The 22090-nt window shown below is 67.0% G+C and carries 21 protein-coding genes; 16 read left to right on the forward strand and 5 right to left on the reverse strand.

Annotated features, from left to right (window positions below; all coding sequences use genetic code 11):
* Positions 1 to 10 precede the first annotated feature (10 nt).
* Positions 11 to 841 carry an ABC transporter permease subunit gene (locus QMZ16_RS07025; protein WP_282602689.1) on the forward strand — a complete coding sequence of 277 codons (831 nt, stop codon included), beginning with the start codon at positions 11 to 13 and terminating at the stop codon, positions 839 to 841.
* A gap of 14 nt (positions 842 to 855) precedes the next feature.
* Here QMZ16_RS07025 and QMZ16_RS07030 read toward each other — a convergent pair whose 3' ends face one another.
* Together QMZ16_RS07030 and QMZ16_RS07035 are read right to left on the reverse strand one after the other, a co-directional pair.
* Positions 856 to 1590 (reverse strand): class II aldolase/adducin family protein, encoded by a 735-nt coding sequence (locus QMZ16_RS07030; protein ID WP_282602690.1) that lies wholly within the window; start codon positions 1588 to 1590, stop codon positions 856 to 858.
* Positions 1591 to 1600: 10 nt separating this feature from the next.
* Complete coding sequence (locus QMZ16_RS07035) at positions 1601 to 2539, reverse strand: NAD(P)-dependent oxidoreductase (protein WP_282602691.1); 939 nt, start codon at positions 2537 to 2539, stop codon at positions 1601 to 1603.
* A 135-nt stretch (positions 2540 to 2674) separates the two neighbouring features.
* Between QMZ16_RS07035 and QMZ16_RS07040 the strand changes: the two genes are divergently transcribed.
* Entirely contained in the window at positions 2675 to 3604 is a 930-nt protein-coding gene (locus QMZ16_RS07040; protein WP_282602692.1) for a homocysteine S-methyltransferase family protein, read from the forward strand.
* Positions 3605 to 3680: 76 nt separating this feature from the next.
* On the opposite strand, the gene QMZ16_RS07045 is transcribed toward QMZ16_RS07040, so the two are convergent.
* Positions 3681 to 4778: a ParB N-terminal domain-containing protein gene (locus QMZ16_RS07045; RefSeq protein ID WP_022706205.1), complete on the reverse strand. Its 1098-nt coding sequence runs from the start codon at positions 4776 to 4778 to the stop codon at positions 3681 to 3683.
* Positions 4775 to 6079, reverse strand: coding sequence for an AAA family ATPase (locus tag QMZ16_RS07050; RefSeq protein ID WP_022706206.1), 1305 nt, complete (start codon positions 6077 to 6079; stop codon positions 4775 to 4777). Before QMZ16_RS07050 ends, QMZ16_RS07045 begins: the two co-directional genes overlap by 4 nt.
* A 427-nt stretch (positions 6080 to 6506) precedes the next feature.
* Between QMZ16_RS07050 and QMZ16_RS07055 the strand changes: the two genes are divergently transcribed.
* Together QMZ16_RS07055 and QMZ16_RS07060 are read left to right on the forward strand one after the other, a co-directional pair.
* Positions 6507 to 7199 carry a hypothetical protein gene (locus tag QMZ16_RS07055; protein ID WP_022706207.1) on the forward strand — a complete coding sequence of 231 codons (693 nt, stop codon included), beginning with the start codon at positions 6507 to 6509 and terminating at the stop codon, positions 7197 to 7199.
* Between the two features lie 63 nt (positions 7200 to 7262).
* A complete protein-coding gene (locus tag QMZ16_RS07060; protein WP_282602693.1) occupies positions 7263 to 8276 on the forward strand; it encodes a GSU2403 family nucleotidyltransferase fold protein in 1014 nt (337 codons plus the stop codon).
* On the opposite strand, the gene QMZ16_RS07065 is transcribed toward QMZ16_RS07060, so the two are convergent.
* The gene (locus tag QMZ16_RS07065) at positions 8273 to 9031 is read right to left on the reverse strand and encodes a DeoR/GlpR family DNA-binding transcription regulator (protein WP_022706209.1); all 759 of its coding nucleotides are present in this window, start codon (positions 9029 to 9031) and stop codon (positions 8273 to 8275) included. The two genes, QMZ16_RS07060 and QMZ16_RS07065, sit on opposite strands and share 4 nt — an antisense overlap.
* A 261-nt stretch (positions 9032 to 9292) precedes the next feature.
* Between QMZ16_RS07065 and glpD the strand changes: the two genes are divergently transcribed.
* The 12 genes from glpD to QMZ16_RS07125 all read left to right on the forward strand — a co-directional run bounded on the left by glpD (position 9293) and on the right by QMZ16_RS07125 (position 22051).
* Positions 9293 to 10882 carry a glycerol-3-phosphate dehydrogenase gene (gene glpD / locus QMZ16_RS07070; RefSeq protein ID WP_282602694.1) on the forward strand — a complete coding sequence of 530 codons (1590 nt, stop codon included), beginning with the start codon at positions 9293 to 9295 and terminating at the stop codon, positions 10880 to 10882.
* Positions 10883 to 10918: 36 nt separating this feature from the next.
* Entirely contained in the window at positions 10919 to 12001 is a 1083-nt protein-coding gene (locus QMZ16_RS07075; RefSeq protein ID WP_028725537.1) for an ABC transporter ATP-binding protein, read from the forward strand.
* Positions 12002 to 12013: 12 nt separating this feature from the next.
* Positions 12014 to 13084 carry an ABC transporter ATP-binding protein gene (locus QMZ16_RS07080; protein WP_282602695.1) on the forward strand — a complete coding sequence of 357 codons (1071 nt, stop codon included), beginning with the start codon at positions 12014 to 12016 and terminating at the stop codon, positions 13082 to 13084.
* A 22-nt stretch (positions 13085 to 13106) separates the two neighbouring features.
* Positions 13107 to 13976 (forward strand): sugar ABC transporter permease, encoded by an 870-nt coding sequence (locus QMZ16_RS07085; RefSeq protein ID WP_282602696.1) that lies wholly within the window; start codon positions 13107 to 13109, stop codon positions 13974 to 13976.
* 3 nt (positions 13977 to 13979) lie between these two features.
* Positions 13980 to 14792, forward strand: a complete 813-nt coding sequence (locus QMZ16_RS07090) for a carbohydrate ABC transporter permease (RefSeq protein ID WP_022706215.1) — start codon at positions 13980 to 13982, stop codon at positions 14790 to 14792.
* Between the two features lie 12 nt (positions 14793 to 14804).
* The gene (locus tag QMZ16_RS07095; RefSeq protein WP_282602697.1) at positions 14805 to 15077 is read left to right on the forward strand and encodes a DUF2160 domain-containing protein; all 273 of its coding nucleotides are present in this window, start codon (positions 14805 to 14807) and stop codon (positions 15075 to 15077) included.
* A 64-nt stretch (positions 15078 to 15141) separates the two neighbouring features.
* The gene (locus tag QMZ16_RS07100; RefSeq protein ID WP_022706217.1) at positions 15142 to 16851 is read left to right on the forward strand and encodes an ABC transporter substrate-binding protein; all 1710 of its coding nucleotides are present in this window, start codon (positions 15142 to 15144) and stop codon (positions 16849 to 16851) included.
* A 76-nt stretch (positions 16852 to 16927) separates the two neighbouring features.
* Positions 16928 to 18406, forward strand: coding sequence for a glycerol kinase GlpK (glpK, locus tag QMZ16_RS07105; RefSeq protein ID WP_282602698.1), 1479 nt, complete (start codon positions 16928 to 16930; stop codon positions 18404 to 18406).
* Positions 18407 to 18562: 156 nt separating this feature from the next.
* The gene (locus tag QMZ16_RS07110) at positions 18563 to 19651 is read left to right on the forward strand and encodes an FAD-dependent oxidoreductase (protein ID WP_282602699.1); all 1089 of its coding nucleotides are present in this window, start codon (positions 18563 to 18565) and stop codon (positions 19649 to 19651) included.
* Positions 19652 to 19715: 64 nt separating this feature from the next.
* Positions 19716 to 20669, forward strand: a complete 954-nt coding sequence (locus tag QMZ16_RS07115; RefSeq protein ID WP_282602700.1) for a nucleoside hydrolase — start codon at positions 19716 to 19718, stop codon at positions 20667 to 20669.
* A gap of 146 nt (positions 20670 to 20815) precedes the next feature.
* Positions 20816 to 21067 (forward strand): hypothetical protein, encoded by a 252-nt coding sequence (locus tag QMZ16_RS07120; protein ID WP_022706221.1) that lies wholly within the window; start codon positions 20816 to 20818, stop codon positions 21065 to 21067.
* Positions 21068 to 21169: 102 nt separating this feature from the next.
* Positions 21170 to 22051: a LysR family transcriptional regulator gene (locus QMZ16_RS07125; RefSeq protein ID WP_282602701.1), complete on the forward strand. Its 882-nt coding sequence runs from the start codon at positions 21170 to 21172 to the stop codon at positions 22049 to 22051.
* The last annotated feature ends 39 nt before the right edge of the window (positions 22052 to 22090 follow it).

Below are 22090 nucleotides of genomic sequence, written 5' to 3' on the forward strand. Positions count from 1 at the left end.
GGGAAACACGATGCCCGACATGGACACGATCACCCCCCTTCGCCCCACGACCGGCGCCCAGCTTCTGGCGGGCCTGCGCGGATTGCTGATGCCCCACCGGCTGATCATGCTGGCGCTGGCCCTGACGGGGCTTGCGGCGATGGTCACGCAGATGGACTGGTCCTGGCTGCCCGCCTATCTGCCGCGGCTGTGGGGCGGGCTTCTGACGACGCTGTGGATGCTTGCGGGCAGCGTGGCCTTGGGCTTCGCGCTGGCGCTCCCCTTGGGCGTGGTGCAGGTCATCGGCCCGCGCCCGCTGCGCTGGCTGGCATCGGGCTTCTGCACCGTGGTGCGCGGCACGCCGCTGCTGCTGCAGCTCTGGCTGCTCTATTACGGGCTGGGGTCGCTTTTCGCGGCCTATCCCGTCATCCGCGAGACCTGGGCCTGGCCCTACTTGCGCGAGGCGTGGCCCTATGGGCTGCTGGCGCTGACCATTTCCTTCGCCGCCTATGAGGGCGAGGTGATGCGCGGCGCCTTCGCCGGCGTCCCCAACGGAGAGCTGGAGGCCGCCCGCGCCTTCGGCATGTCCCCGCGCAAGGTGTTCTTCCGCGTCTGGCTGCCGCGCGCCGTCCATCGCGCCCTGCCCGTCCTGACCGGAGAGATCATCCTGCAACTGAAATCGACCCCGCTGATCGCGACGATCGCGGTCGCCGATCTCTATGCGATCGTCACGCGGGTCCGGCAGGCGACGCTGCTGACCTACGAGCCGCTGCTGCTGCTGGCGGGGATCTATCTCTGCCTCAGCGCGGTCCTGACGATCGCGCTGAGATGGCTGGAAGGGCGGATGCCCTCGGGGGGCTGAGGCCCCCCCTTCCTTCAGTCGCGGAAATCGGGGGCGGTGCGGTCCAGCATGCGCAGATGCGCCGCCCATTCCAGCGCAAGATCGTCATCCTCGCCCATGTTGCCCTGGTACTGCGCGGCGACATGGGCGGCGGTGGCATCGTCCACCATCCGCAGCGGACGGCCCATCGACAGGGTGGCGACCTGGATCTCGCAGGCGCGTTCCAGATAGAACATGTTGTTGAACATCCGCGCCGCGCTGTCGCCGGTGGCCAGCAGCCCGTGATTGCGCAGGATCAGCACCGGCCTGTCGCCCATGCTGGCGACGATCCGGTCGCGTTCCGACAGGTCCAGCGCGATCCCCTCGTAGTCGTGATAGGCCGTGCGCCCGTGGAACTGCAGCGCGATCTGGTTCAGCGGCAGCAGCCCTTCCTCCATCGCCGAGACGGCGACCCCCGCGCGCGAATGGGTGTGCATGATCCAGGCCGCGTCGTGATTGGCGCGGTGGATCGCGGAATGGATGGTGAAGCCCGCCGGATTGACCCCGTGGGGGCTCTCATCCAGCTTGTTCCCCTCGACATCGATCTTGACCAGCGAGGATGCGGTGATCTCCTCCCATGCCAGGCCATAGGGGTTGATCAGGAACGCCCCCTCCTGCCCCGGCACGCGGGCGGTGATATGGGTATAGATCAGGTCGGTGAACCGGTAATGCGCCGCGAGGCGGTAGCAGGCGGCAAGCTCGATCCGGGTCTGCCATTCGAGATCGGTCATCGGTATCTCCTCAGTATCCCCGGCTGCGGTCGATCAGCAGGTCGGGCGTTTGCCCGTCACGCAGTGCGCGGGCGGTGCGCATGATCTGGTCGGCGACCACCTCGGGGATGGAATCGCTGGCGATATGTGGGGTGATGCGCAGCCGCTTGTCCGCCCAGAAGGGGTGATCGGCGGGCAGAGGCTCGGTCCGGAACACGTCCAGCGTGGCGCCCGACAGATGGCCCGCATCCAGCGCGGCGGTCAGGTCGGCCTCGACCAGGTGCTCGCCCCGCCCGATCTGGATCAGCCGCGCGCCAGGGGCCAGCCGCGACAGCAGCGCGGCGTCCAGGATGTCGCGCGTGGCGTCCGTCAGCGGCAGCACGTTCACCAGCACATCCGCCCCGTCGGCGGCACGACCCGCGGCATCGTCACCCGTCAGGTAGGTCACCCCCGGCAGGGGCGCATCCGGCGTGCTGCGGCAGGCCACACGCAGGGTGAAGCCCAAGACGCGCAGCGCCTCGATCACGGCGCGGCCCATGGTGCCGTGGCCCAGAACGGCGATGCGCAGCGCCTCGGGGGCCTGCATGGGATGGGGGTGCCAGACCCGCCGCGCCGCATTGGCCGCCATCTGCGGGAAATTGCGGCTGTCATGCAGCACCTCGTGGGCGACGAAGCCCGCCATCAGCGCTGCCTGGTGCGGATCGCGCACGCGGGCGATGCCGACATGGCCGGGCAGCCCCGAATGGTCCAGCAGCGCATCCACCCCTGCGCCAATGGACATCGCCACCTCCAGGTTCGGATAGGCCGCGAAGGCCCCCTGCCCCGGCTGCCAGCACACCGCCAGGCGCACCGCCGCCGGATCGGCCACATCCTCGGGCCGCCGCAGCACGACATCCTCGCCCAGGTAATCGCCATAGAGCGCCTGCAGATCCAGACTGTCGCTCAGATACACGCCCTCGATGCGGTCCATGAAACCCCCTTTCGCCTGCTTGTTGACCGTTTGTATAACAACGCCGCCGCGACGCAACCGAAAGCACGGGTCTGTCATCCCCCTGCCCTTTCGATTAGCAGCGGCGCCGGAACCACATCGCCCGAGGAACATGACATGAGCGGGATCACCCTTCTGGACGGCGGCATGAGCCGCGAACTCGAACGGCAGGGCGCGACGCTGCGCCAGCCGGAATGGTCGGCGCTGGCGCTGATGAACGAACCTGCCAAGGTCCGAGACGCGCATGCCGCCTTCATCGCGGCGGGATCGCGGGTCGTGACGGCCAACAGCTATGCCGTCGTGCCCTTCCACCTGGGGCAGTCGGTCTTCGACGAACGCGGTGCCGAACTGGCGGACCGCGCCGGTCGCCTCGCGCGCGAGGCTGCGGATGCCGAACCCGGCGTCCTGGTCGCGGGCGCCCTGCCCCCGGCCTGCGGGTCCTACATCCCCGAGAAATTCGACGCGCAGGCCGCCGCGCAGATCCTGTCGGTGATGGTCGCAGGCATGCAGCCGCATGTCGACCTGTGGCTGGCCGAAACCATGAGCAGCATCGAAGAGGCGACGACCACCGCCGCGGCCGTCGCCGGATCGCCGCATCCGCTCTGGGTGTCCTACACGCTGCGCGACGACGCTGCGGCCATCGCGCAAGGCACGCCGGTCCTGCGGTCGCGCGAAGGCGTGGCCGAGGCGGTCGAGGCCGCGATCGGCGCGGGCGCGTCCGCCATCCTCTTCAACTGCTCCATGCCCGAGGTGATGGAGGGCGCGATCCGCATCGCGAAGACGGTGATCGGCGATCGCGACATCCCCGTCGGCGTCTATGCCAATGCCTTCGAGAGCCAGGACGACGAACGTGCCGCCAACGAGGCCCTGTCGGGCATCCGCGCCGATCTGGACCCGCTGAACTACGGCAACTGGGTCGAGAAGTGGATCGCCGCAGGTGCCACGCTGGTCGGCGGCTGCTGCGGGATCAACGCACCCCATATCGAACGGCTGCGCGACCACCTGCTGAAGCGCCATGACCTGATCGACGCGGAACAGGGCGCCTGACAACGCAGAAGGGCGGGGAAACCCGCCCTTTTTGTTTTAGTATCAATGGGTTAAGTGATCTTCCCCGCGGGGAAGATCACTCGATCTGGTCCAGCATCGAGGCCACGGCGGCCTCCAGCCTGCGCCGGTCCACGGTCGAGAAGTCGCGCGGCAGCCGGATCTCCAGCCGCCCATTCGCCGCGACGCATTTCGCCTGTCCCTGGGGTCGGCGCAACTGGAAAGTCGTCTTGGCCTTGCCCGCCGGCTGCTTTTCGCCCGACGGCTTGGCGGCCTTGCCCGCAGGTGCAGGCGCCCCCTGCCCCGCATAGCGGCGCAGCACCTCCAGCTCGTCCGTGATCGACCGCGTGTCCCAGTTCTTCAGCTCGGCCTTGATCGCCGCCCCGGTCCCCGGCACATCCTCGAGCCGCTGCGCCAGCGACAGCCCGAGCGCGCGCGGGATCTCCTGCGCATACATCAGCGTCTCGCCCAGCTTCTCGACCAGCGGGATGAAGTTCCGGATATAGCTGCGCTTCTGATAGCCCGCCGACTTGAACAGGATCGCGACCGCCTTCTCGGGATCGTTCTCGGGGGTCAGCGGGTCCATGGCATAGTGCAGCGCAAGCTGCGCCATCTCGGCGAAGGAGATGTCCTTGCGGACCAGGTTCTCGTCGACCATGCGACGGTACAGGTCGTCCAGCGCCTCGCCCTTGGCCGAGATGCCCGCCGGAATGCGCCCCCATTTGTCGGCGTCCTTCGTCTCATCCAGCAGCCGCTTGAAGGCCGACAACCTGCGCCAACCCTGGATCAGCTCGTATCGCCCCTCGCCCACGGGCTCGACCCGGATGGGGTTCGACAGCCCGATGTCGCGGATCGACGAGACCAGCTCCTCCAGCTCGAAGTCGGCGACCGGACGGCGGTCTCGGATCAGTTTCTGGGTGTCGATGGCGTCCAGTGGGATCAGGTCGGTGATCAGCCCTGCCCGCTTCAGGCGCACATGTTCCTGCGCAAGCGCGTCGTTCTCGGCCCGGATCTGGGCCTCGACCTTGGCGCGGTCGCGGCTGCTCTCGGCGGTTTCGGCGATGGCGGCGGCCATCGGGCCTCGGCGGCTTTCCTTGTCGTCCTTCCCCGCGGGGAAGGTTTGCGGTTCATCCTCGGTCGGGATGTCGATGTCGAACATCCGGCGCTTGCGGCTCATGCTGCATCCTCCAGCTTGTCCCAGGCGGCCATGACATGACCGCGGAATTCCTCGTAGGCCTGATCGAAGGTCGCACGCGCGCGCCGCCACGTCCCCCGCGTCATCTCGCGATAGTCGATCTCGTAGATCGAGGACAGGAAGCGGCCCGACTGTTCGACCGCGCGGGTCAGTTCGATCGGGTGCTGCGCCATGCGGTCGCCGAAGACCTGCCCGAAGGCGTTCAGCATCGCCTGGTGCAATTCGTTCGACGGCTCGTAGCGGGTCATGAGGAAGCGGACATCGGTGAACTGCTTGGGCAGCGTGATCTTCCCCGTGGGGAAGGATTCGAAACCATGGGAAAGATCCTCCAGTGCCTCGGACAGCTGCCCGATGAAGCTGGTGGTCGAGTCGTATTCCCAGTAACCCGGCCCCGAGGGGATATAGAGCATGTCGGCCGCAAAGACCGCGTTCATCGACTGATAGCCGATTGCAGGCGGACAATCGAACAGGATCAGGTCGTAGGCATCGTCCGGCAGCCCGTCGAGGAAGCGCGACACCGCGCCGAAGAAGGTCCATTCCGGATTGAGATGCCGGTACTGGGCGCTTGCAAACTCGACGAAGGCGGCGTTGGCGCAGCTGGGAACGATGTCGATCGTCGGCCAGGCCGTCTGCTTGATGAAGTCGGCGGGCCGCAAGGAGCCCAAGCCCATGTCGCGGATCGAGGATGGCAGCTTGCGTTGGGGCAGGGCGGTCCCGCTCTCGGCGCCCTGCGCGGCGGCGTTCATGCGGTCGGTCTCGCGTTCAAGGTCGCGGGCCATGATGCCCCAGACGGTGTGATCCTCGCCCACATCCGACAGGCCCATGCTGTGGGAGAGGGTCGCCTGCGGGTCGAAATCGACCACCAGGACGCGATAGCCGTCCAGCGCCGCGGCATGGGCGAAATGCAGCGCCACCGTCGATTTCCCCGCACCGCCCTTGAAGTTCGCGATCGCCGCGCGGAAGGCGCGCTTGCCCTCGGGGCGGGGGGGCATCAGCGACTTGCGGTTGATGCGGATGCGGCGGCGCAGCTCGTTGACCTCGTCGAGGCTGAACCAGCGCTGGCGGCCGTCCTCCTCGACTTCCCCGAGGGGAAGGTTCGGATCCGCCGCCAGCTTGCCGCGGAAGGTCGACTGGTTGATGCGGAAGATCAGCTCGGACACCTCCCAGCTGGAGAAGCGGCGCAGCGTCTTCTCGTTCGAGGGGCTGAAGGTCTGCCTGCGGATCCAGCCCTGCATCTTGAGCGACTGCGCCTGCAGTCTTGCGAGGTCTTCGTGCGTGTACATGATTTACCTGTATTCTTAGGACGCAGATTATCGGTGTCTTCGCTTTTACGCCGGATTTGCGTTTTTGGCAAAAGGGAAGTTTAATCTGTCGACGCTTCTTTCATGGCGGCGCAAACCCCTGCCACGGCTGCACGAATCGGTGCTGCGGCAATGCATCGGGCCATAAACGGGACATGAGTCGGGCCATCACCCCGCAATAGGGGACATGGCAGGCCTTATAGGGGACGCCCAAGATGACCCCCTATACCATATGATACCTACTCTTGATCCTTGATACGGGATGAAGACCGTGCGTTGCATCACGCTCTCTTGACAGAATCACGAAACAGGACGCTAATGCCTGCCATGAGGCGAAAGACGTTTGCGGGACGCCAAGATCCCCGACGTCCAGCGGGCAAGGCCGGGCAAACCGGCAGCAGGAGCGGCGATGCAGGTGATCAGGCCCGTCGGCCGGGAATCGGCGGCGAAGAAATACGACATCCTGTCGGCCCTGACGGCGCATGGTCTGTCGCAGGACCAGAACCGACAGCGGCTTGTGATGCGCCTCGTGGCGTTGATCACGACCAGGTACAACTGGCAGCGCAACGAGCTTGCGGTGGGCCAGCGCGAGATCGCGCGGCTCTGGTGCGTCGATGAACGCACGGTCAAGCGCGAGATGGCGAAGCTGCGGGATCTCGGCTGGATCACGGTCAAGCGCCAGGGCGCACGGGGGCGGGTCTCGGTTCTGGGCATCGACCTCGAACGCATCCTTCTGGACACCCGCCCGGCCTGGTCGAATATCGGCGAGGATTACGTCGCGCGCATGTCCGAGCGAACGCAAATCCCCGAACCCACTGCCAATGTCGTTCCGTTCCGACGCGACGTCCCGGGCCCGCAGGGGCAGGGCGAATGGCCGCGGATCTTCGCGCTTCTGGCGCAAGAGGATCAGGCCCTGGCCGATATCTGGCTGGCCCCCCTGACCGAGATCGGGCGCGACGATGCGGGGCGCCTTGTCGTCTCGGCCCCCTCGCGTTTCCACGCCAGTTACCTGCGCACGCATCTGTCGGTCAGGCTGCAGACTGCCGCGCGGCGGGTCGATCCGAGCCTTGTGGGCGTGGTGATCGAAGTGGGGCAGGGGTGATGTTCAACAATCTTGCCATTCGTTGAACATCACCGTATTCAACAGTTGCAAGGATTGTTGAACATGACGCTGAAACCCCATTCCGCCATCGCTCATGCGGCCTATCACGACCTTTTGCGTTCCCTGCGCGAAGAGGCCGTCGGCGATCTGCGCGGAACGCCCACACGGGTCGAGCGGAACGGGCGCGGCTACTGGTATGACAGCTTTCGCGTGGGCGCCGAGGTCCGCAAGCGCTATCTGGGCGAGGACGACCCCCAGATGACCGCCCGGATGCAGGCCGCCCGCGAGGCGCGCGAACCGGCCGAGGCGCGGCGTCGTGCGCGGGCTCGGCTGGTCAGGCTGCTGCGGGCCGAGGGGTTCCTGGGCCTCGATCCCACCACCGGCAGCCTGATGGCCGCGCTGGCCGGGGCAGGGGTGTTCCGGCTGGGGGGCACGGTCGTCGGCACTCACGCCTTCCGCCTGTACGAGGGAGAGTTGAACCTCGCCCTGTCGCTGGAACAGACCGCGCAGACCGACGATATCGACATCGCCAGTTTCGAGCGCCTGTCCCTTGCGCTGGAGGATGCGGCCGCCCCCCCCGTGCAGGAGGTTCTGCGCGATTTCGACTTCGCCCCCGTTCCCAGCCTGGAGCCGGGGCGCACATGGCGCTGGCGGCAGACGCAGGGGCAGGCCCTGGTCGAGTTCCTGACCCCCGCCTTCGGCGAGGAGGGGCTGCGCGATCTGCCCGCCCTGGGCGTGCAGGCGCAGGCACTGCGGCACCTCAACTGGCTGATCGCGGAACCGATCCCGGCGGCGATCCCCTATCGCAGCGGCGTGCTGGTGCAGATCCCGCGCCCCGAGCGTTTCGCCATCCACAAGCTGATCGTCGCGGAACGGCGCCAGGGGCAGGCCCGGCTGAAGGCCGCCAAGGACCGCGCGCAGGCCGAATGGCTGATCGAGGCGCTGGCCCGCGACCGGCCCGACGACCTGCTGGATGCGCTGGAGGATGCGCGAGAGCAGGGCCCGCGCTGGCGGGAACGCATCGCGGCCAGCCTGGAACGGATGCCGGAAACGGCGGCGGCGCTGGCCGCGCTCTAGGCGACGGTCACCTCGGTGCCCCAATCGGCGCAGGCCTGCGCAAGGGGCCGGGGCAGGGGCCTGTCGGTGAAGAAGCGGTCAAGCTCGGACAGGGATGCGATGCGGGCGGGTGCGCTGCGCGACAGCTTGGAATGGTCGGCCACCAGGAAGGTGCGGCGCGACTGGCGCAGGACGGTCTGGCTGACGCCCACCTCCTGGATGTCAAAATCCAGCATGTCGCCATCGGGGTCCAGCGCCGAGCAGCCGATCACGGCCAGGTCGAACTTGAACTTGCGGATCGTGTCCGCGGCCAGGTTGCCCACCAGCCCGCCATCGGCGCGGCGCAGGCTGCCGCCCGTCACGATCACCTCGCAATCGGGGTTCTGGGCCAGGATGTTCGCGACATTGATGTTGTTCGTGACGACCAGCAGGTTGCGATGGCCCAGCAGCTCGCGGGCGACGGCCTCGGTGCTGGTCCCGATATTGAGGAACAGCGAGATGTTCTCGGGGACCTCGGCGGCGCAGGCGCGCGCGATGGCGGTCTTGGCATCCTCGTGCAGCGAGCGGCGTTCCTCGTAGCCGATATTGGCCACCCCCGAGGGCAGGATCGCGCCGCCATGCACCCGTTCCAGCCGCCCGGCCTCGGCCATGTCGGTCAGGTCGCGGCGGATCGTCTGCAGCGTGACGCCGAAATGCTGGGCCAGCCCTTCGACGGTGACCTTGCCGTCGCGGCGGGCGATCTCGAGGATCTCGGGCTGGCGGAAGGATTGCGACATGTTGCGTCCCCGTGGCTGCTCCGAATCTGTCGCACGCGATTCGTCGCAAGGCAAGATGTTCGCTTTCGCGCGGTTTTCGGCAGGGCAGGGGGGATCGGCATGCGCGAACCCGCGCGAAACGCGTCAGACGGGCTGACCCAGCCAGCCTACGCCGCTGGAATCGTGACGTTTCTGCAAAGCGAACATGAAGGAAAAGAAAACCGTTTCCTTTTTGCGCGGAATCCGCCAATCTCGGCACAATTCTTCAAGACGAGGTGGCACATGTCCACGCCCAGCACGGTACCCGACGACCTGTTCATCATCGGTGGCGGCATCAACGGATGCGGCATCGCGCGCGACGCGGTGGGCCGTGGCCTGAGCGTGACCCTGGCCGAGATGGGGGACCTGGCGCAGGCGACGTCCTCGGCATCGACCAAGCTGTTCCACGGGGGGCTGCGGTATCTCGAATATTTCGAGTTCCGCCTGGTCCGCGAGGCGCTGATCGAGCGCGAGACCCTGCTGCGCGCCATGCCCCATATCAGCTGGCCCATGCGCTTCGTGCTGCCCTTCCATCCCGACATGCGCTTCGAGAACGACACGCCCACCTCGAAGCTGATGGGGATGGTGATGCCCTGGATGAAGGGTCGGCGTCCGTCCTGGCTGATCCGGCTGGGCCTGTTCATGTACGACAATTTGGGCGGCCGGAAGATCCTGCCGGGAACGCGGACCCTGTCGCTGGACGGGACGCCGGAAGGCGCACCGCTGCAGGACCGCTTCCACCACGCCTATGAATACAGCGACTGCTGGATCGAGGATGCGCGGCTGGTCGTGCTGAACGCCCGCGACGCCGAGGCCCGCGGCGCGCGCATCATGACCCGCACCCGCGTCACCGGCGCCGAACAGCGCGACGGGCTGTGGCACGTCACGGTCGAGGATGCCGACGGCACGACCCGCACCCATGTCGCGAAGATGCTGGTCAATGCGGGCGGCCCCTGGGTCGGCGACATCATCCAGGGCAAGCTGCGGCTGAATTCGACCGAAGGCGTACGGCTGGTGCGCGGCTCGCATATCGTGACGAAGCGTCTTTTCGATCACGACAAGTGCTATTTCTTCCAGGGGACCGACGGGCGGATCATCTTCGCCATCCCGTACGAGACCGATTTCACCCTGATCGGCACGACCGACAAGGAACATGTCGATGCGGGGCAGAAGCCCGAATGCACGCCCGAGGAACGCGACTATCTTCTGAACTTCGCGAACCAGTATTTCCGCCAGGAACTGACGACCGATGACGTGGTCTGGAGCTATAGCGGCGTGCGCCCGCTCTATGACGACGGCGCCAAGAGCGCGACGGCGGCCACGCGCGATTACGTGCTGACCGTGGATCAGAGCGCGGGCGCGCCGGTGCTGAACGTCTTCGGCGGCAAGATCACCACCTATCGCCGGCTGGCGGAATCCGCGCTCGAGAAGATCGGCCAGCACCTGAGCCTGTCCAAGGGCGAATGGACCGCGGGCGTCCCGCTGCCCGGCGGCGATTTCCCGGTGGACGGGGTCGAGACGCTGATCGCGGACCTGCGCGCGGCCCATCCCTTCCTGTCGGACCGGTGGGCACGCCGTCTGGTCCGCGCATACGGCACCGAGGCCGCTGCGGTCACCGGATCGGCCAAGGACGCCGCGGACATGGGCATCGCCTTCGGTGCGGACTTGACCGAGGCCGAGGTGATCTGGCTGATGGATCATGAATACGCCGCCCGCGCCGAGGACGTGGTCTGGCGTCGCAGCAAGCTGGGCCTGCGCATGGAGGATGCGCAGATCGCGGCCCTGGACGAATGGATGCTGGCCCGTGCGGGCCGAATGGGGGGTGCGGCCTAGGTCTCACACCCGTCCCTGGGGAGGGGGATGGACAAGATGACATTGGAACTGCGGGGCGCTGCCAAGTCGGTCGAGGGTCAGGTGCATATCCACCCGACCGACCTGCGCCTGGAAAAGGGCACGATGAACGTGCTGCTGGGGCCGACGCTGTCAGGCAAGACGTCGCTGATGCGGCTGATGGCGGGGCTGGACCGCCCGACCGAGGGGCGCATCTTCTGGGAAGGCCAGGACGTCACCGGCATGCGCGTGCAGGACCGCAAGGTCGCGATGGTCTATCAGCAGTTCGTCAACTATCCGGCGATGACGGTCTTCGACAACATCGCCTCGCCGCTGCGTCTGCTGGGCGTGCCGCGCCCCGAGATCGAGCGCCGCGTCCACGAAGCCGCCGAGATGATGCGCCTGACGCCCATGCTGGAACGCAAGCCGCTGGAACTGTCGGGCGGGCAGCAGCAGCGCTGCGCCCTTGCGCGCGCGCTGGTCAAGGATGCGGGCCTCGTGCTGCTGGACGAGCCGCTGGCCAATCTCGACTACAAGCTGCGCGAGGAATTGCGGGTCGAGATCCCGCGCATCTTCGAGGCATCAGGCGCGATCTTCGTCTATGCCACGACCGAACCCGAAGAGGCGCTTCTGCTGGGCGGCAACACCGCCACCCTGTGGGAGGGGCGCGTCACGCAGTTCGGCCCGACCGCCGGCGTCTATCGCCGTCCGGTCGATGCGACGACGGCGCGGGTCTTCTCGGACCCGCCGATGAATTTCCTTGACGTGACGGTCGCGAACGGACGGGCCAGCGCCGATGGTGCCCCGCTGGAGGGTGCGCCCTTCGCGGGCCTTGCCGATGGCCGCTATCGCGCGGGGTTCCGCCCCAACCACCTGATGATCGCCGATCCCGGCACCCGCGCCCTGCGCTTCGAGGCCAGCCTGGGTGTGACCGAGCTGACGGGGTCCGAGACCTTCGTGCACCTGGATCGCGGGCAGGAACGGTGGGTCGGGCTGGTCCACGGCGTCCACGACCTGCCGATCGGGCAGGTCATGCCGGTCTGGCTGGAGCCGCGTCACGTCTATGTTTTCGGCGAAGACGGCGCGCTGGTCACGCCCGCCGCCTATGCCGACGCAGCCTGAGGGAGGGCACCGATGGCACAGATCACGCTGGACAACCTGGCGCATTCCTATCTGGCGGACCCGAAGGGCCCCGATGATTTCGCGCTGAAGGAACTGAACCACGTCTGGGAGGACGGCGCCGCCTATGCGCTGCTGGGCAGTTCGGGCTGCGGGAAATCGACGCTGCTGAACATCATCTCGGGGCTGCTGCGCCCGTCGCAGGGGCGCATCCTGTTCGACGGGCAGGACATGACCGACGCGCCCACGGCCGAACGCAACATCGCGCAGGTGTTCCAGTTCCCGGTCGTCTACGACACGATGACCGTGCGCGAGAACCTGGCATTCCCGCTGCGCAACCGCGGCCGCCCCGAAGCCTATGTGGCCGAGCGCGTGGCCGAGATCGCGGCGATGATCGGGATGGAGCACATGCTGGACCGCAAGGCGCGCGGCCTGACGGCGGATGCCAAGCAGAAGATCAGCCTGGGGCGCGGCATGGTCCGCAAGGACGTGAACGCGCTTCTGTTCGACGAACCCCTGACCGTGATCGACCCGCACATGAAATGGGAGCTGCGCACCCAGCTGAAGAAGCTGCATCACGATTTCGGCCACACGATGATCTATGTCACCCATGACCAGACCGAGGCGCTGACCTTCGCCGACAAGGTCGTGGTGATGTATGACGGCCGCGTCGTGCAGATCGGCACCCCGGACGAGCTGTTCGAGCGGCCCGAGCATACCTTCGTCGGATATTTCATTGGCTCGCCCGGCATGAACCTGCTGCCCGCCGAGGTCGCGGGCGCCGAGGCGCGCATTCCCGGCGGCACCGTTCCGCTGGCGGGCCATTACGGCACGCCGCAGGGTCGCCTGCAGCTGGGCATCCGCCCCGAGCATCTGCGCCTGAGCGATGCGGACGGCCTGCCCGTCACGATCCGCCGGATCGAGGATGTGGGCCGCCACCGCATCGTGCGCGCCGATCTTGCAGGCCACGAGCTGAACATCATCGCCCCCGAGGATCAGCCCCTGGGAGAGGGCATGAACCGGGTCGTCGTCGATCCCGCCAGGGTCAGCATCTATGCCGACGACTGGCGCGTGACCGCGGCCTGAGCGCAGGGGAGGGAGGAGAGACATGGACAAACCCGTCAATCACAAGGCCTGGTTCCTTGTCCTGCCGGTGCTGGTTCTGGTGGCCTTCTCGGCGGTGATCCCGCTGATGACGGTCGTCAACTACTCGGTGCAGGACACGTTCGGCAACAACGTCTTCTTCTGGAACGGCCTCGGCTGGTTCGAGGACCTGCTGGCATCCGAGCGGATGTGGAACGCGCTTGGCCGCCAGCTGATCTTTTCCGGCGTGATCATCGCGATCGAGATTCCCCTGGGCATCTTCGTGGCGCTGAACATGCCCAAGCGCGGCGTCTGGGCCAGCGTGGTGCTGGTGCTGATGTCGCTGCCGCTTCTGATCCCGTGGAACGTGGTCGGCACGATCTGGCAGATCTTCGGGCGCGTCGATATCGGGCTGCTGGGCTGGGGGCTGGACGCATTGGGCATCGACTACAACTATACCCAGAACCCGATCCATGCCTGGATCACGGTCGTGGTGATGGATGTCTGGCACTGGACGTCGCTGGTGGCGCTGCTGGCCTATGCGGGCCTGCAATCCATCCCCGACGCCTATTACCAGGCGGCCAAGATCGACCAGGCCAGCCGCTGGAAGGTCTTCCGCTTCATCGAGCTGCCGAAGATGGCGGGCGTGCTGATGATCGCCGTGCTGCTGCGCTTCATGGACAGCTTCATGATCTATACCGAGCCGTTCGTGCTGACGGGGGGCGGTCCGGGCAATGCCACGACCTTCCTGTCGATCGACCTGGTGAAGATGGCCTTAGGGCAGTTCGACCTGGGGCCGGCGGCGGCCTTCTCGTTGATGTACTTCCTGGTGATCCTGCTGATCTCGTGGGTGTTCTACACCGTGATGACCAATCTCGACAAAAGGGGGGGCTGAGCCATGGCGACCGAAAAATCGCGCGGCAGCGCCGTGGTCATGGTGCTGTATCTTCTGTTCCTGATGCTGCCGATCTACTGGCTGCTGAACATGAGCCTGAAGACCAATACCGAGATCACCGGCAGCTTCAGCCTGTGGCCTCAGAACCTGACGCTGCAGAACTATGTCACGATCCTGACCGATCCCAGCTGGTACATGGGATACGTGAACAGCCTGGCCTATGTGGCGATGAACACCGTCATCTCGGTCGGCGTGGCGCTGCCTGCGGCCTATGCCTTCAGCCGGTACCGGTTCATGGGCGACAAGCACCTGTTCTTCTGGCTGCTGACGAACCGCATGGCGCCGCCCGCCGTCTTCGCGCTGCCGTTCTTCCAGCTCTACTCCTCGGTCGGGCTGTTCGACACGCATATCGCGGTCGCGCTGGCGCATTGCCTGTTCAACGTGCCGCTGGCCGTCTGGATCCTCGAAGGCTTCATGCGCGGCGTCCCCAAGGAGATCGACGAGACCGCCTATATCGACGGGTATTCCTTCGGGCGCTTCTTCGTGAAGATCTTCATGCCTCTGATTTCCTCGGGGATCGGGGTTGCCGCCTTCTTCTGCTTCATGTTCAGCTGGGTCGAGCTGCTGCTGTCCAGGACGCTGACCTCGGTCGCGGCCAAGCCGATCGCGGCGACCATGACCCGGACGCAAGGGGCTTCGGGCGTGGACTGGGGGGTGCTGGCAGCCGCGGGTATCCTGACCATCGTGCCGGGCGCGCTGGTCATCTGGTTCGTGCGGAACTACATCGCCAAGGGCTTTGCCCTGGGCCGCGTGTAAGGGGGAACGCGCATGTCATGGATGGCCTGGACCCTGCCGACGGGGATCTTCTTCGGCACCATCGCCTGCCTGCTGGTGATCTTCACGATCCTGGCGGTCCGGTTCCCGGAAACGCCGCGCATCGGCGTCCTGGGGATCGAGACCACGCGCGGCGACCGCCTGTTCATCACGCTTCTCGGCTCGGCCTTCATCAACCTCGCATGGCTGGGGTTGACGGGGATGCCGCAGCCCTGGGCGATGCTGGTCTGCCTGATCTGGGCCGCCGCCGTGTTCCGGTGGGTCTGATCGGGAACGTCCGCCGGGGCTGGAGGGGCCCGGCGCAAGTCAACGCTTCAACGGGAGGGAAAAGATGAAGCTGAAACCGCAACTGGTGACGACCACCGCGCTGGTCATGGCCATGGCCGGCCCCGCGCTGGCCGACATGGAGGCCGCGAAGGCCTTCCTCGACTCCGAAATCGGCGACATGTCGGTCCTGAGCCGCGAGGATCAGGAGGCCGAGATGCAGTGGTTCGTCGACGCCGCCGAACCGCTGAAGGGCATGTCGATCAACGTCGTGTCCGAGACGATCACCACCCACGAATACGAAAGCCGCGTGCTGGCGCCCGCCTTCACCGCCATCACCGGGATCGAGGTCACCCACGACCTGATCGGCGAGGGCGACGTGGTCGAGAAGCTGCAGACCCAGATGCAGACCGGCGAGAACGTCTATGACATGTATGTCAACGACGCCGACCTGATCGGGACGCATTGGCGTTACCAGCAGGTCCGCAACATGACCGACTGGATGGCGGGCGAGGGGGCGGACTTCACGAACCCCGACCTGGATCTGGACGACTTCATCGGGCTGGCCTCGACCACCGGTCCCGACGACAAGCTGTACCAGCTGCCCGTCCAGCAGTTCGCCAACCTCTACTGGTTCCGCCACGACTGGTTCACCGACCCCGAGATCATGGCCGCCTTCAAGGAGGAATACGGCTATGACCTGGGCGTGCCGGTCAACTGGTCGGCCTACGAGGACATCGCCAAGTTCTTCACCGGCCGCGAGATCGACGGCCAGGAAGTCTGGGGCAACATGGATTACGGCAAGAAGGACCCCAGCCTCGGCTGGCGCTTCACCGATGCCTGGATGTCCATGGCCGGCATGGGCGACAAGGGGGAACCCAACGGCTTCCCGGTCGACGAATGGGGCATCCGCGTCAACGAGGATTACCAGCCCGTGGGGTCCTGCGTGGCCCGTGGCGGCGCGACGAACAGCCCCGCCGCCGTCTATGCCATCGAGAAGTATATCGACTGGCTGAAGAACTATACGCCCCCCGCCGCGGGCGGCATGACCTTCAGCGAGGCCGGTCCCGTCCCCGCGCAGGGCAACATCGCGCAGCAGATGTTCTGGTACACCGCCTTCACCGCCGACATGGTCAAGGAAGGTCTGCCCGTCATGAACGAGGACGGCACGCCGAAATGGCGCATGGCTCCCTCGCCCTATGGCGCCTACTGGGAAGAGGGGATGAAGGTCGGCTATCAGGACGTCGGTTCGGCCACGCTGATGCAGTCCACCCCGGTGGATCGCGCGCAGGCCGCATGGCTCTATGCGCAGTTCATCGTGTCGAAGACCGTGGATACGAAGAAGAGCCATGTCGGCCTGACCTTCGTGCGCGACAGTTCGGTGCGCCACGAGAGCTTTACCGAACGTGCCCCGCAGCTTGGCGGCCTGGTCGAGTTCTACCGCTCGCCCGACCGCACGCGCTGGTCGGATACCGGCCTGAACGTGCCGGACTATCCGCGCCTTGCGCAGCTGTGGTGGCAGAATATCGGTGACGCGTCCTCGGGTGCGAAATCCGCGCAGGAGGCGCTGGACGCGCTGTGCGAACAGCAGGAAGCGGTCCTCGACCGGCTGGAACGTTCCGGCGTGCAGGGCGATCTGGGCCCGGTGCTGAACGAGGAGCAGGAGGCCCAGTACTGGCTGGACCAGCCCGGCGCCCCGAAGCCCAAGCTGGAAAACGAGAAGCCCGAGCCGAAGACCATTTCCTACGAGGAACTGATCACCCGCTGGCAGGAATGATCCTGCCCGCATGAGAACCGGGAGGGGCGCGGATCGACCGCGCCCCTTGCCGATGCCGCAGAAAGGATACCAAGGCATGACCCATATTCTGGCCATCGATCAGGGCACGACAAGTTCCCGCGCCATCGTCTTCGACGGCAGCATGGGTATCGTCGCGAAGGCGCAGGAGGAATTCACCCAGCACTTCCCGCGCTCGGGCTGGGTCGAACACGATCCGGGCGACCTGTGGGCATCGACCGCCGCGACCTGCCGGTCCGCGATCGAGAAGGCGGGCAACCCCACCATCGCGGCCATCGGCATCACCAACCAGCGCGAGACCACGCTGGTCTGGGACCGCAAGACCGGCAAGCCCGTCCACAACGCCATCGTCTGGCAGGACCGCCGCACCGCCGAATTCTGCCGAGAGCTGGAGGCCCAGGGCCACGGCCAGATGATCACCGACCGCACGGGACTGCTGGTCGATCCCTATTTCTCGGCCACCAAGCTGAAATGGATCCTGGACAATGTCGAAGGCGCCCGCGCGCGCGCCGAGGCGGGCGATCTGGCCTTCGGCACCGTGGACAGCTGGCTGATCTGGAAGCTGACCGACGGCAAGGTCCATGCGACGGACGCCACCAACGCCGCGCGCACGATGCTGTACGACATCCACAAGGGCCGGTGGAGCACGACGATCTGCAAGCTGTTCGGCATCCCGCAGGCCATGCTGCCCGAGGTGCGCGACTGCGCCGCCGATTTCGGCGAGACGCGGGCCGACCTGTTCGGGCGCCCCATCCCGATCAGCGGCGTCGCGGGTGACCAGCAGGCCGCGACCCTGGGGCAGGCGTGCTTCCAGCCGGGGATGATGAAATCGACCTATGGCACGGGCTGCTTCGCGCTGCTGAACACCGGCGACAAGCCCGTCGCCTCGACCAAGCGGCTGCTGACGACCATCGCCTATCAGCTGGACGGCAAGCCGACCTATGCGCTGGAGGGGTCGATCTTCATCGCGGGCGCGGTCGTGCAGTGGCTGCGCGACGGGCTGCAGATCATCCGCGACGCCGCCGAGACGCAGCCCCTGGCCGAACGCGCCGATCCGGAACAGAACCTGGTGCTGGTTCCCGCCTTCACGGGCCTTGGCGCGCCCTATTGGCAGCCCGATTGCCGCGGCGCGATCTATGGCCTGACGCGCAATTCGGGTCCGGCGGAATTCGCGCGTGCGGCGTTGGAGAGCGTGGGCTATCAGACCCGCGACCTGCTCGAGGCGATGCAGGCCGACTGGAACCCCGAGGGCCAGCCCGCCCTGCGCGTCGATGGCGGCATGAGCGCGTCCGACTGGGCGATGCAGTTCCTGTCGGACATCCTCGGCACGCAGGTCGACCGCCCGCAGGTGCTGGAGACGACGGCCCTTGGCGCGGCATGGCTGGCGGGTCGTCACAACGGCATCTATCCCGACCAGGAGGGGTTTGCGAAGGCATGGGCGCTGGACCGCAGCTTCCAGCCGGAAATGCAGCCCGAGGATCGCGATGCCCGCGTCGCCCGCTGGAAGCGCGCGGTCGAGGCCACGATGTCGATCTGACGGGGGGCGGGGCGGTCGCGCCATCGTGTATGGCGCGGCGTCGCGATCGGTCCAATTGGATGCGGATTGCGCTTGCGCGGGGCGCGCCGGGCGGGCAGCTTCGGTGGGCAATCTTCTCGGTGTATCCCCCGCATGAAACCTGTGGCGCAGGCCGGAATGGCCAACATCCTGCTGATCGGCGCGGGTCACGCGCATCTCGTGGCCTTGCCCGCGCTGCGGCAGGCGCTGCCGAATGCCCGCATCACGCTGATCGATCCGGGGACCGAGGCCGCCTATTCCGGGATGCTGCCCGGCGTCGTCGCGGGCCATTACGACACGCCCCTGATGATGGCCCCGCTGGACCGCATCGCGCGGCGGCACAAGCTGCACCTGATGCGCGCCAGCGTGACGGGCATCGACCCCGAACGCCGCCTGGTCACGCTGATGGGGCCGCAGGGGGCGGGGACGCGCAGCTACGACATCGCCTCGATCGACATCGGATCGCATGCCTGCCTGGGCGACATGCCGGGGTTCCGCGACCACGGCGTTCCGGTCAAGCCGGTCGGCGTCTTCCGCCGTCGCTGGCAGGATTTCGTGGCCGCCGCGCCCCCCGGCACGCCCGTCGCGCTGATCGGCGCGGGCCTTGCGGGGATCGAGGTCGCCTTCGCCATCCGGCATTCGCATGACGGCCTCGTGACCGTCATCGACAGCGGCCGGACCGAGCTTGCGGGCCTGCCACCCCGCGCCGCGCGGCAGCTGCGCCACGAGATGGCCCTGAACGGCATCACCCTGCTGTCCGGCCATCGCGTCACCCGCGTCGCTGCGGATCACATCCTGCTGGATGACGGGCGGCGCATCGATTGCGGGTTGGCAATCGGGGCGGCGGGCGCGCGCGCCTATGACTGGCCGCAGGCCTGTCTGCCGGTGGACGCGTCGGGGTTCATCCGCGTGGGGGCCGATCTGCGGGTGATGGGTCGCGACGACCTGTTCGCCGCCGGCGACTGCGCGGTCCAGACGACCGCGCCGCGCCCGCGTGCCGGGGTCTATGCGGTCAGGCAGGGGCCGCTTCTGGCCTGCAACATCGCGGCCTTGGCGCGGGGCAGGGCGCTCGATGCCTTCCACCCGCAGCACGACTATCTCAAGCTCGTCTCGCTCGGGCAGCGCAGGGCGCTGGCGGTCTGGCGCGGGCTCAGCCTGCGGGGGCGGGCGGCCTGGTGGCTGAAGGACCGCATCGACCGCCGCTTCATGGCGGCGCTGCGCGACTGATCCCCCCTCGTCCGGTGCGGCGAAACCGGCTATGCAGATCGCGAAAAGCGAACGGAGCCGAGACATGAGCCAGCAGAAAGTCATCTTCGATACCGATCCCGGCGTGGACGACGCGCTTGCGCTCTATTACCTGCTGCGTCATCCAGGGATCGACCTGCTGGGCGTGACCACCGTCTTCGGCAACGCCCCGGTCGAGGTGACGACCCGCAACGCCGCCTGGCTGCTGACGCAATGGGACCACGAGGACGTGCCCGTCCATGCGGGCGCGTCGGCCACGATGACCCCCGACATGGCCGAGGAATCCTTCCCGACCCATATCCACGGGCTGAACGGTGTTGGCGACATTCCGATCGACATGGCGGCGGGTCCGGTATCCGAGACCGCGGCGCGCTTCATCATCGACACCGTCCGCGCCCATCCGGGCGAGGTGCGGCTTCTGGCCGTCGGGCGCATGACGAACCTTGCCCGCGCGCTGGTGCTGGATCCCGGCATCGCGCCCCTGGTCCGCGACGTGGTGATCATGGGCGGCGCCTTCCGCGTGCCGGGCAACATCACCCCGGCGGCCGAGGCGAATATCTGGGGCGATGCGCTGGCCGCCGACATGGTCTTCGGCGCGGAATGGCCGGTCGTCGCGATCCCGCTGGACCTGACCACGCAGACCTTCATGGATGCGGCCACGCTGCAGGACCTTGCCCGTCGCGGCGGCGCGGGGATGGAACTGGTGGCCGAGCTGTCGCAGGATTACGTCGGCTTCTATCGCGGGGCGGGCTATGACGGGATGCTGGTGCACGACTGCTGCGCGGCGGTCTATCTGACCGATCCCGACCTGTTCGACCTGACGCGGGGCGAGGTTCGCGTCGTCGATCGCGGCATCGCCATCGGCCTGACGCTGTGCAACCCCGAGGACCGGCAGGGACCGCTGGCCGACTGGGAAGGGCGGCCCCGGCAGTCCTATGCCCATGACGGGGACGCGCCCGCGATCCTGGCCCGCATCGATCAGGTCTGCACCGCGCGCTAGGCTGTCATGCGCCTGTCGCATTGTTCGACGAGAGCGAATTCAGAAGGTGCAAATCGGGGGCTAATCTTCCGGCGGCACGGGGCATATCTCCCGCTCATCCAAACGGACCTGATCGCAGGTACCGCGCAAGAACAAGGAGATATGAAATGAAACCTGTTGTGTTTGCTCTCGCCGCCCTCGCCCTCGCCACCGGTGCCGCACAGGCCAGCAGCCAGGGCCCGATCGCGGGTTCCGAGCGTGCGGCCCAGCCGACCGTCACCGTCGAAGTTCCCGCAGGTTCGGTCATGACCACCCGCGAACTGGCCGAAGCCGGTCTGGAGGCCTCGGACATCGTCAACGTGACCAAGGTCGCCGCGCCCGAAGGTCCGGTTGATAATTCCAGCCACGGCTACTACTAATCCGTGACCGATCTGCCCCGCGACGCGGGGCCTGACGGACCGCCCGCCCCGGCTTCGGGGGCAGGCGGTCCTTTTTGCGTTCACGCCCTGCGGAGCCATGTCATGGAACTCAAGCCCCTTCGAGCCTTCGTCGCCATCATCGAGGAGGGCAGCTTCGCGGGGGCCGCGCGCAGGCTGGGCATCTCCAAGAGCATGTGCAGCAAGATGATCTCGGATCTCGAGGCGGATCTGGGCGGGCGTCTGCTGTCGCGTTCGACCCGCGCGGTCAAGCCGACGGCGGTGGGGCTGGCCTTCCATGCCGAGCTGACGAAGATCCTGGGGCAGCTGGACGCCGCCGCCGAGGCCGTGAAGGCCGCGGGCGAACATCCGGCTGGCCCGCTGCGCATCGCGGCGCCCGTGCAGTACACGCTGAAGGTCCTGCAACCGCACCTGTTCCGCTTCATGGACGACCATCCCGACATCCAGCTGGACCTGGTGCTGGAAGATGGAAGGTCCGACATGGTGCGCGAGGGGTTCGACGCCATGATCCGCATCGGAGAGCTGGAGGACAGCGCCCTGCACGCGCGCAGGCTGGACGACGCGCATATCCTGCTGGTCGCGGCGCCCGATTACATCCAGCGGCATGGCAGCCCCCGCATCCCCGCCGACCTGCGCGACCATGCCTGCCTGCATTACACCAACCTGCGCGGGCCGGGCACATGGCCGCTGCGCAACGGCAACGAGGTGATCTATCAGAAGATCACGCCCGCCTTTTCCAGCAACAACGGCGATCTTCTGCGTGCGATGGCGGTCGGCGGACGGGGCATCGCGCTGGCGCCCGAATTCCAGGTCGCGGCGGACCTGGCCGAGGGTCGGTTGGTGCAGGTCATGCCCGATTACGCGCTGCCGGGCGTTCCGGTCCATGTCGTCTATTCCAGCCGGAAACTGGTGACCGCGGCGCTTTCGCGGTTTCTGGACTTTCTCGGAGGGCTGAAGCTGGTCTAACATCCGCGCGCCACAGTGACGCAGTGTCACGTGTTCCGT

It is taken from the genome of Paracoccus sp. PARArs4 (genome assembly GCF_947311865.1).
GTDB classification, from domain to species: Bacteria; Pseudomonadota; Alphaproteobacteria; order Rhodobacterales; family Rhodobacteraceae; genus Paracoccus; species Paracoccus zeaxanthinifaciens.

Bases quoted from the DNA above. Each gene is read 5' to 3' on its own strand.
- QMZ16_RS07025 (WP_282602689.1), top strand. From the start codon at position 11: ATGCCCGACATGGACACGATCACCCCCCTTCGCCCCACGACCGGCGCC.
- QMZ16_RS07030 (WP_282602690.1), bottom strand. From the start codon at position 1,590: ATGACCGATCTCGAATGGCAGACCCGGATCGAGCTTGCCGCCTGCTAC.
- QMZ16_RS07035 (WP_282602691.1), bottom strand. From the start codon at position 2,539: ATGGACCGCATCGAGGGCGTGTATCTGAGCGACAGTCTGGATCTGCAG.
- QMZ16_RS07040 (WP_282602692.1), top strand. From the start codon at position 2,675: ATGAGCGGGATCACCCTTCTGGACGGCGGCATGAGCCGCGAACTCGAA.
- QMZ16_RS07045 (WP_022706205.1), bottom strand. From the start codon at position 4,778: ATGAGCCGCAAGCGCCGGATGTTCGACATCGACATCCCGACCGAGGAT.
- QMZ16_RS07050 (WP_022706206.1), bottom strand. From the start codon at position 6,079: ATGTACACGCACGAAGACCTCGCAAGACTGCAGGCGCAGTCGCTCAAG.
- QMZ16_RS07055 (WP_022706207.1), top strand. From the start codon at position 6,507: ATGCAGGTGATCAGGCCCGTCGGCCGGGAATCGGCGGCGAAGAAATAC.
- QMZ16_RS07060 (WP_282602693.1), top strand. From the start codon at position 7,263: ATGACGCTGAAACCCCATTCCGCCATCGCTCATGCGGCCTATCACGAC.
- QMZ16_RS07065 (WP_022706209.1), bottom strand. From the start codon at position 9,031: ATGTCGCAATCCTTCCGCCAGCCCGAGATCCTCGAGATCGCCCGCCGC.
- glpD (WP_282602694.1), top strand. From the start codon at position 9,293: ATGTCCACGCCCAGCACGGTACCCGACGACCTGTTCATCATCGGTGGC.
- QMZ16_RS07075 (WP_028725537.1), top strand. From the start codon at position 10,919: ATGACATTGGAACTGCGGGGCGCTGCCAAGTCGGTCGAGGGTCAGGTG.
- QMZ16_RS07080 (WP_282602695.1), top strand. From the start codon at position 12,014: ATGGCACAGATCACGCTGGACAACCTGGCGCATTCCTATCTGGCGGAC.
- QMZ16_RS07085 (WP_282602696.1), top strand. From the start codon at position 13,107: ATGGACAAACCCGTCAATCACAAGGCCTGGTTCCTTGTCCTGCCGGTG.
- QMZ16_RS07090 (WP_022706215.1), top strand. From the start codon at position 13,980: ATGGCGACCGAAAAATCGCGCGGCAGCGCCGTGGTCATGGTGCTGTAT.
- QMZ16_RS07095 (WP_282602697.1), top strand. From the start codon at position 14,805: ATGTCATGGATGGCCTGGACCCTGCCGACGGGGATCTTCTTCGGCACC.
- QMZ16_RS07100 (WP_022706217.1), top strand. From the start codon at position 15,142: ATGAAGCTGAAACCGCAACTGGTGACGACCACCGCGCTGGTCATGGCC.
- glpK (WP_282602698.1), top strand. From the start codon at position 16,928: ATGACCCATATTCTGGCCATCGATCAGGGCACGACAAGTTCCCGCGCC.
- QMZ16_RS07110 (WP_282602699.1), top strand. From the start codon at position 18,563: ATGGCCAACATCCTGCTGATCGGCGCGGGTCACGCGCATCTCGTGGCC.
- QMZ16_RS07115 (WP_282602700.1), top strand. From the start codon at position 19,716: ATGAGCCAGCAGAAAGTCATCTTCGATACCGATCCCGGCGTGGACGAC.
- QMZ16_RS07120 (WP_022706221.1), top strand. From the start codon at position 20,816: ATGAAACCTGTTGTGTTTGCTCTCGCCGCCCTCGCCCTCGCCACCGGT.
- QMZ16_RS07125 (WP_282602701.1), top strand. From the start codon at position 21,170: ATGGAACTCAAGCCCCTTCGAGCCTTCGTCGCCATCATCGAGGAGGGC.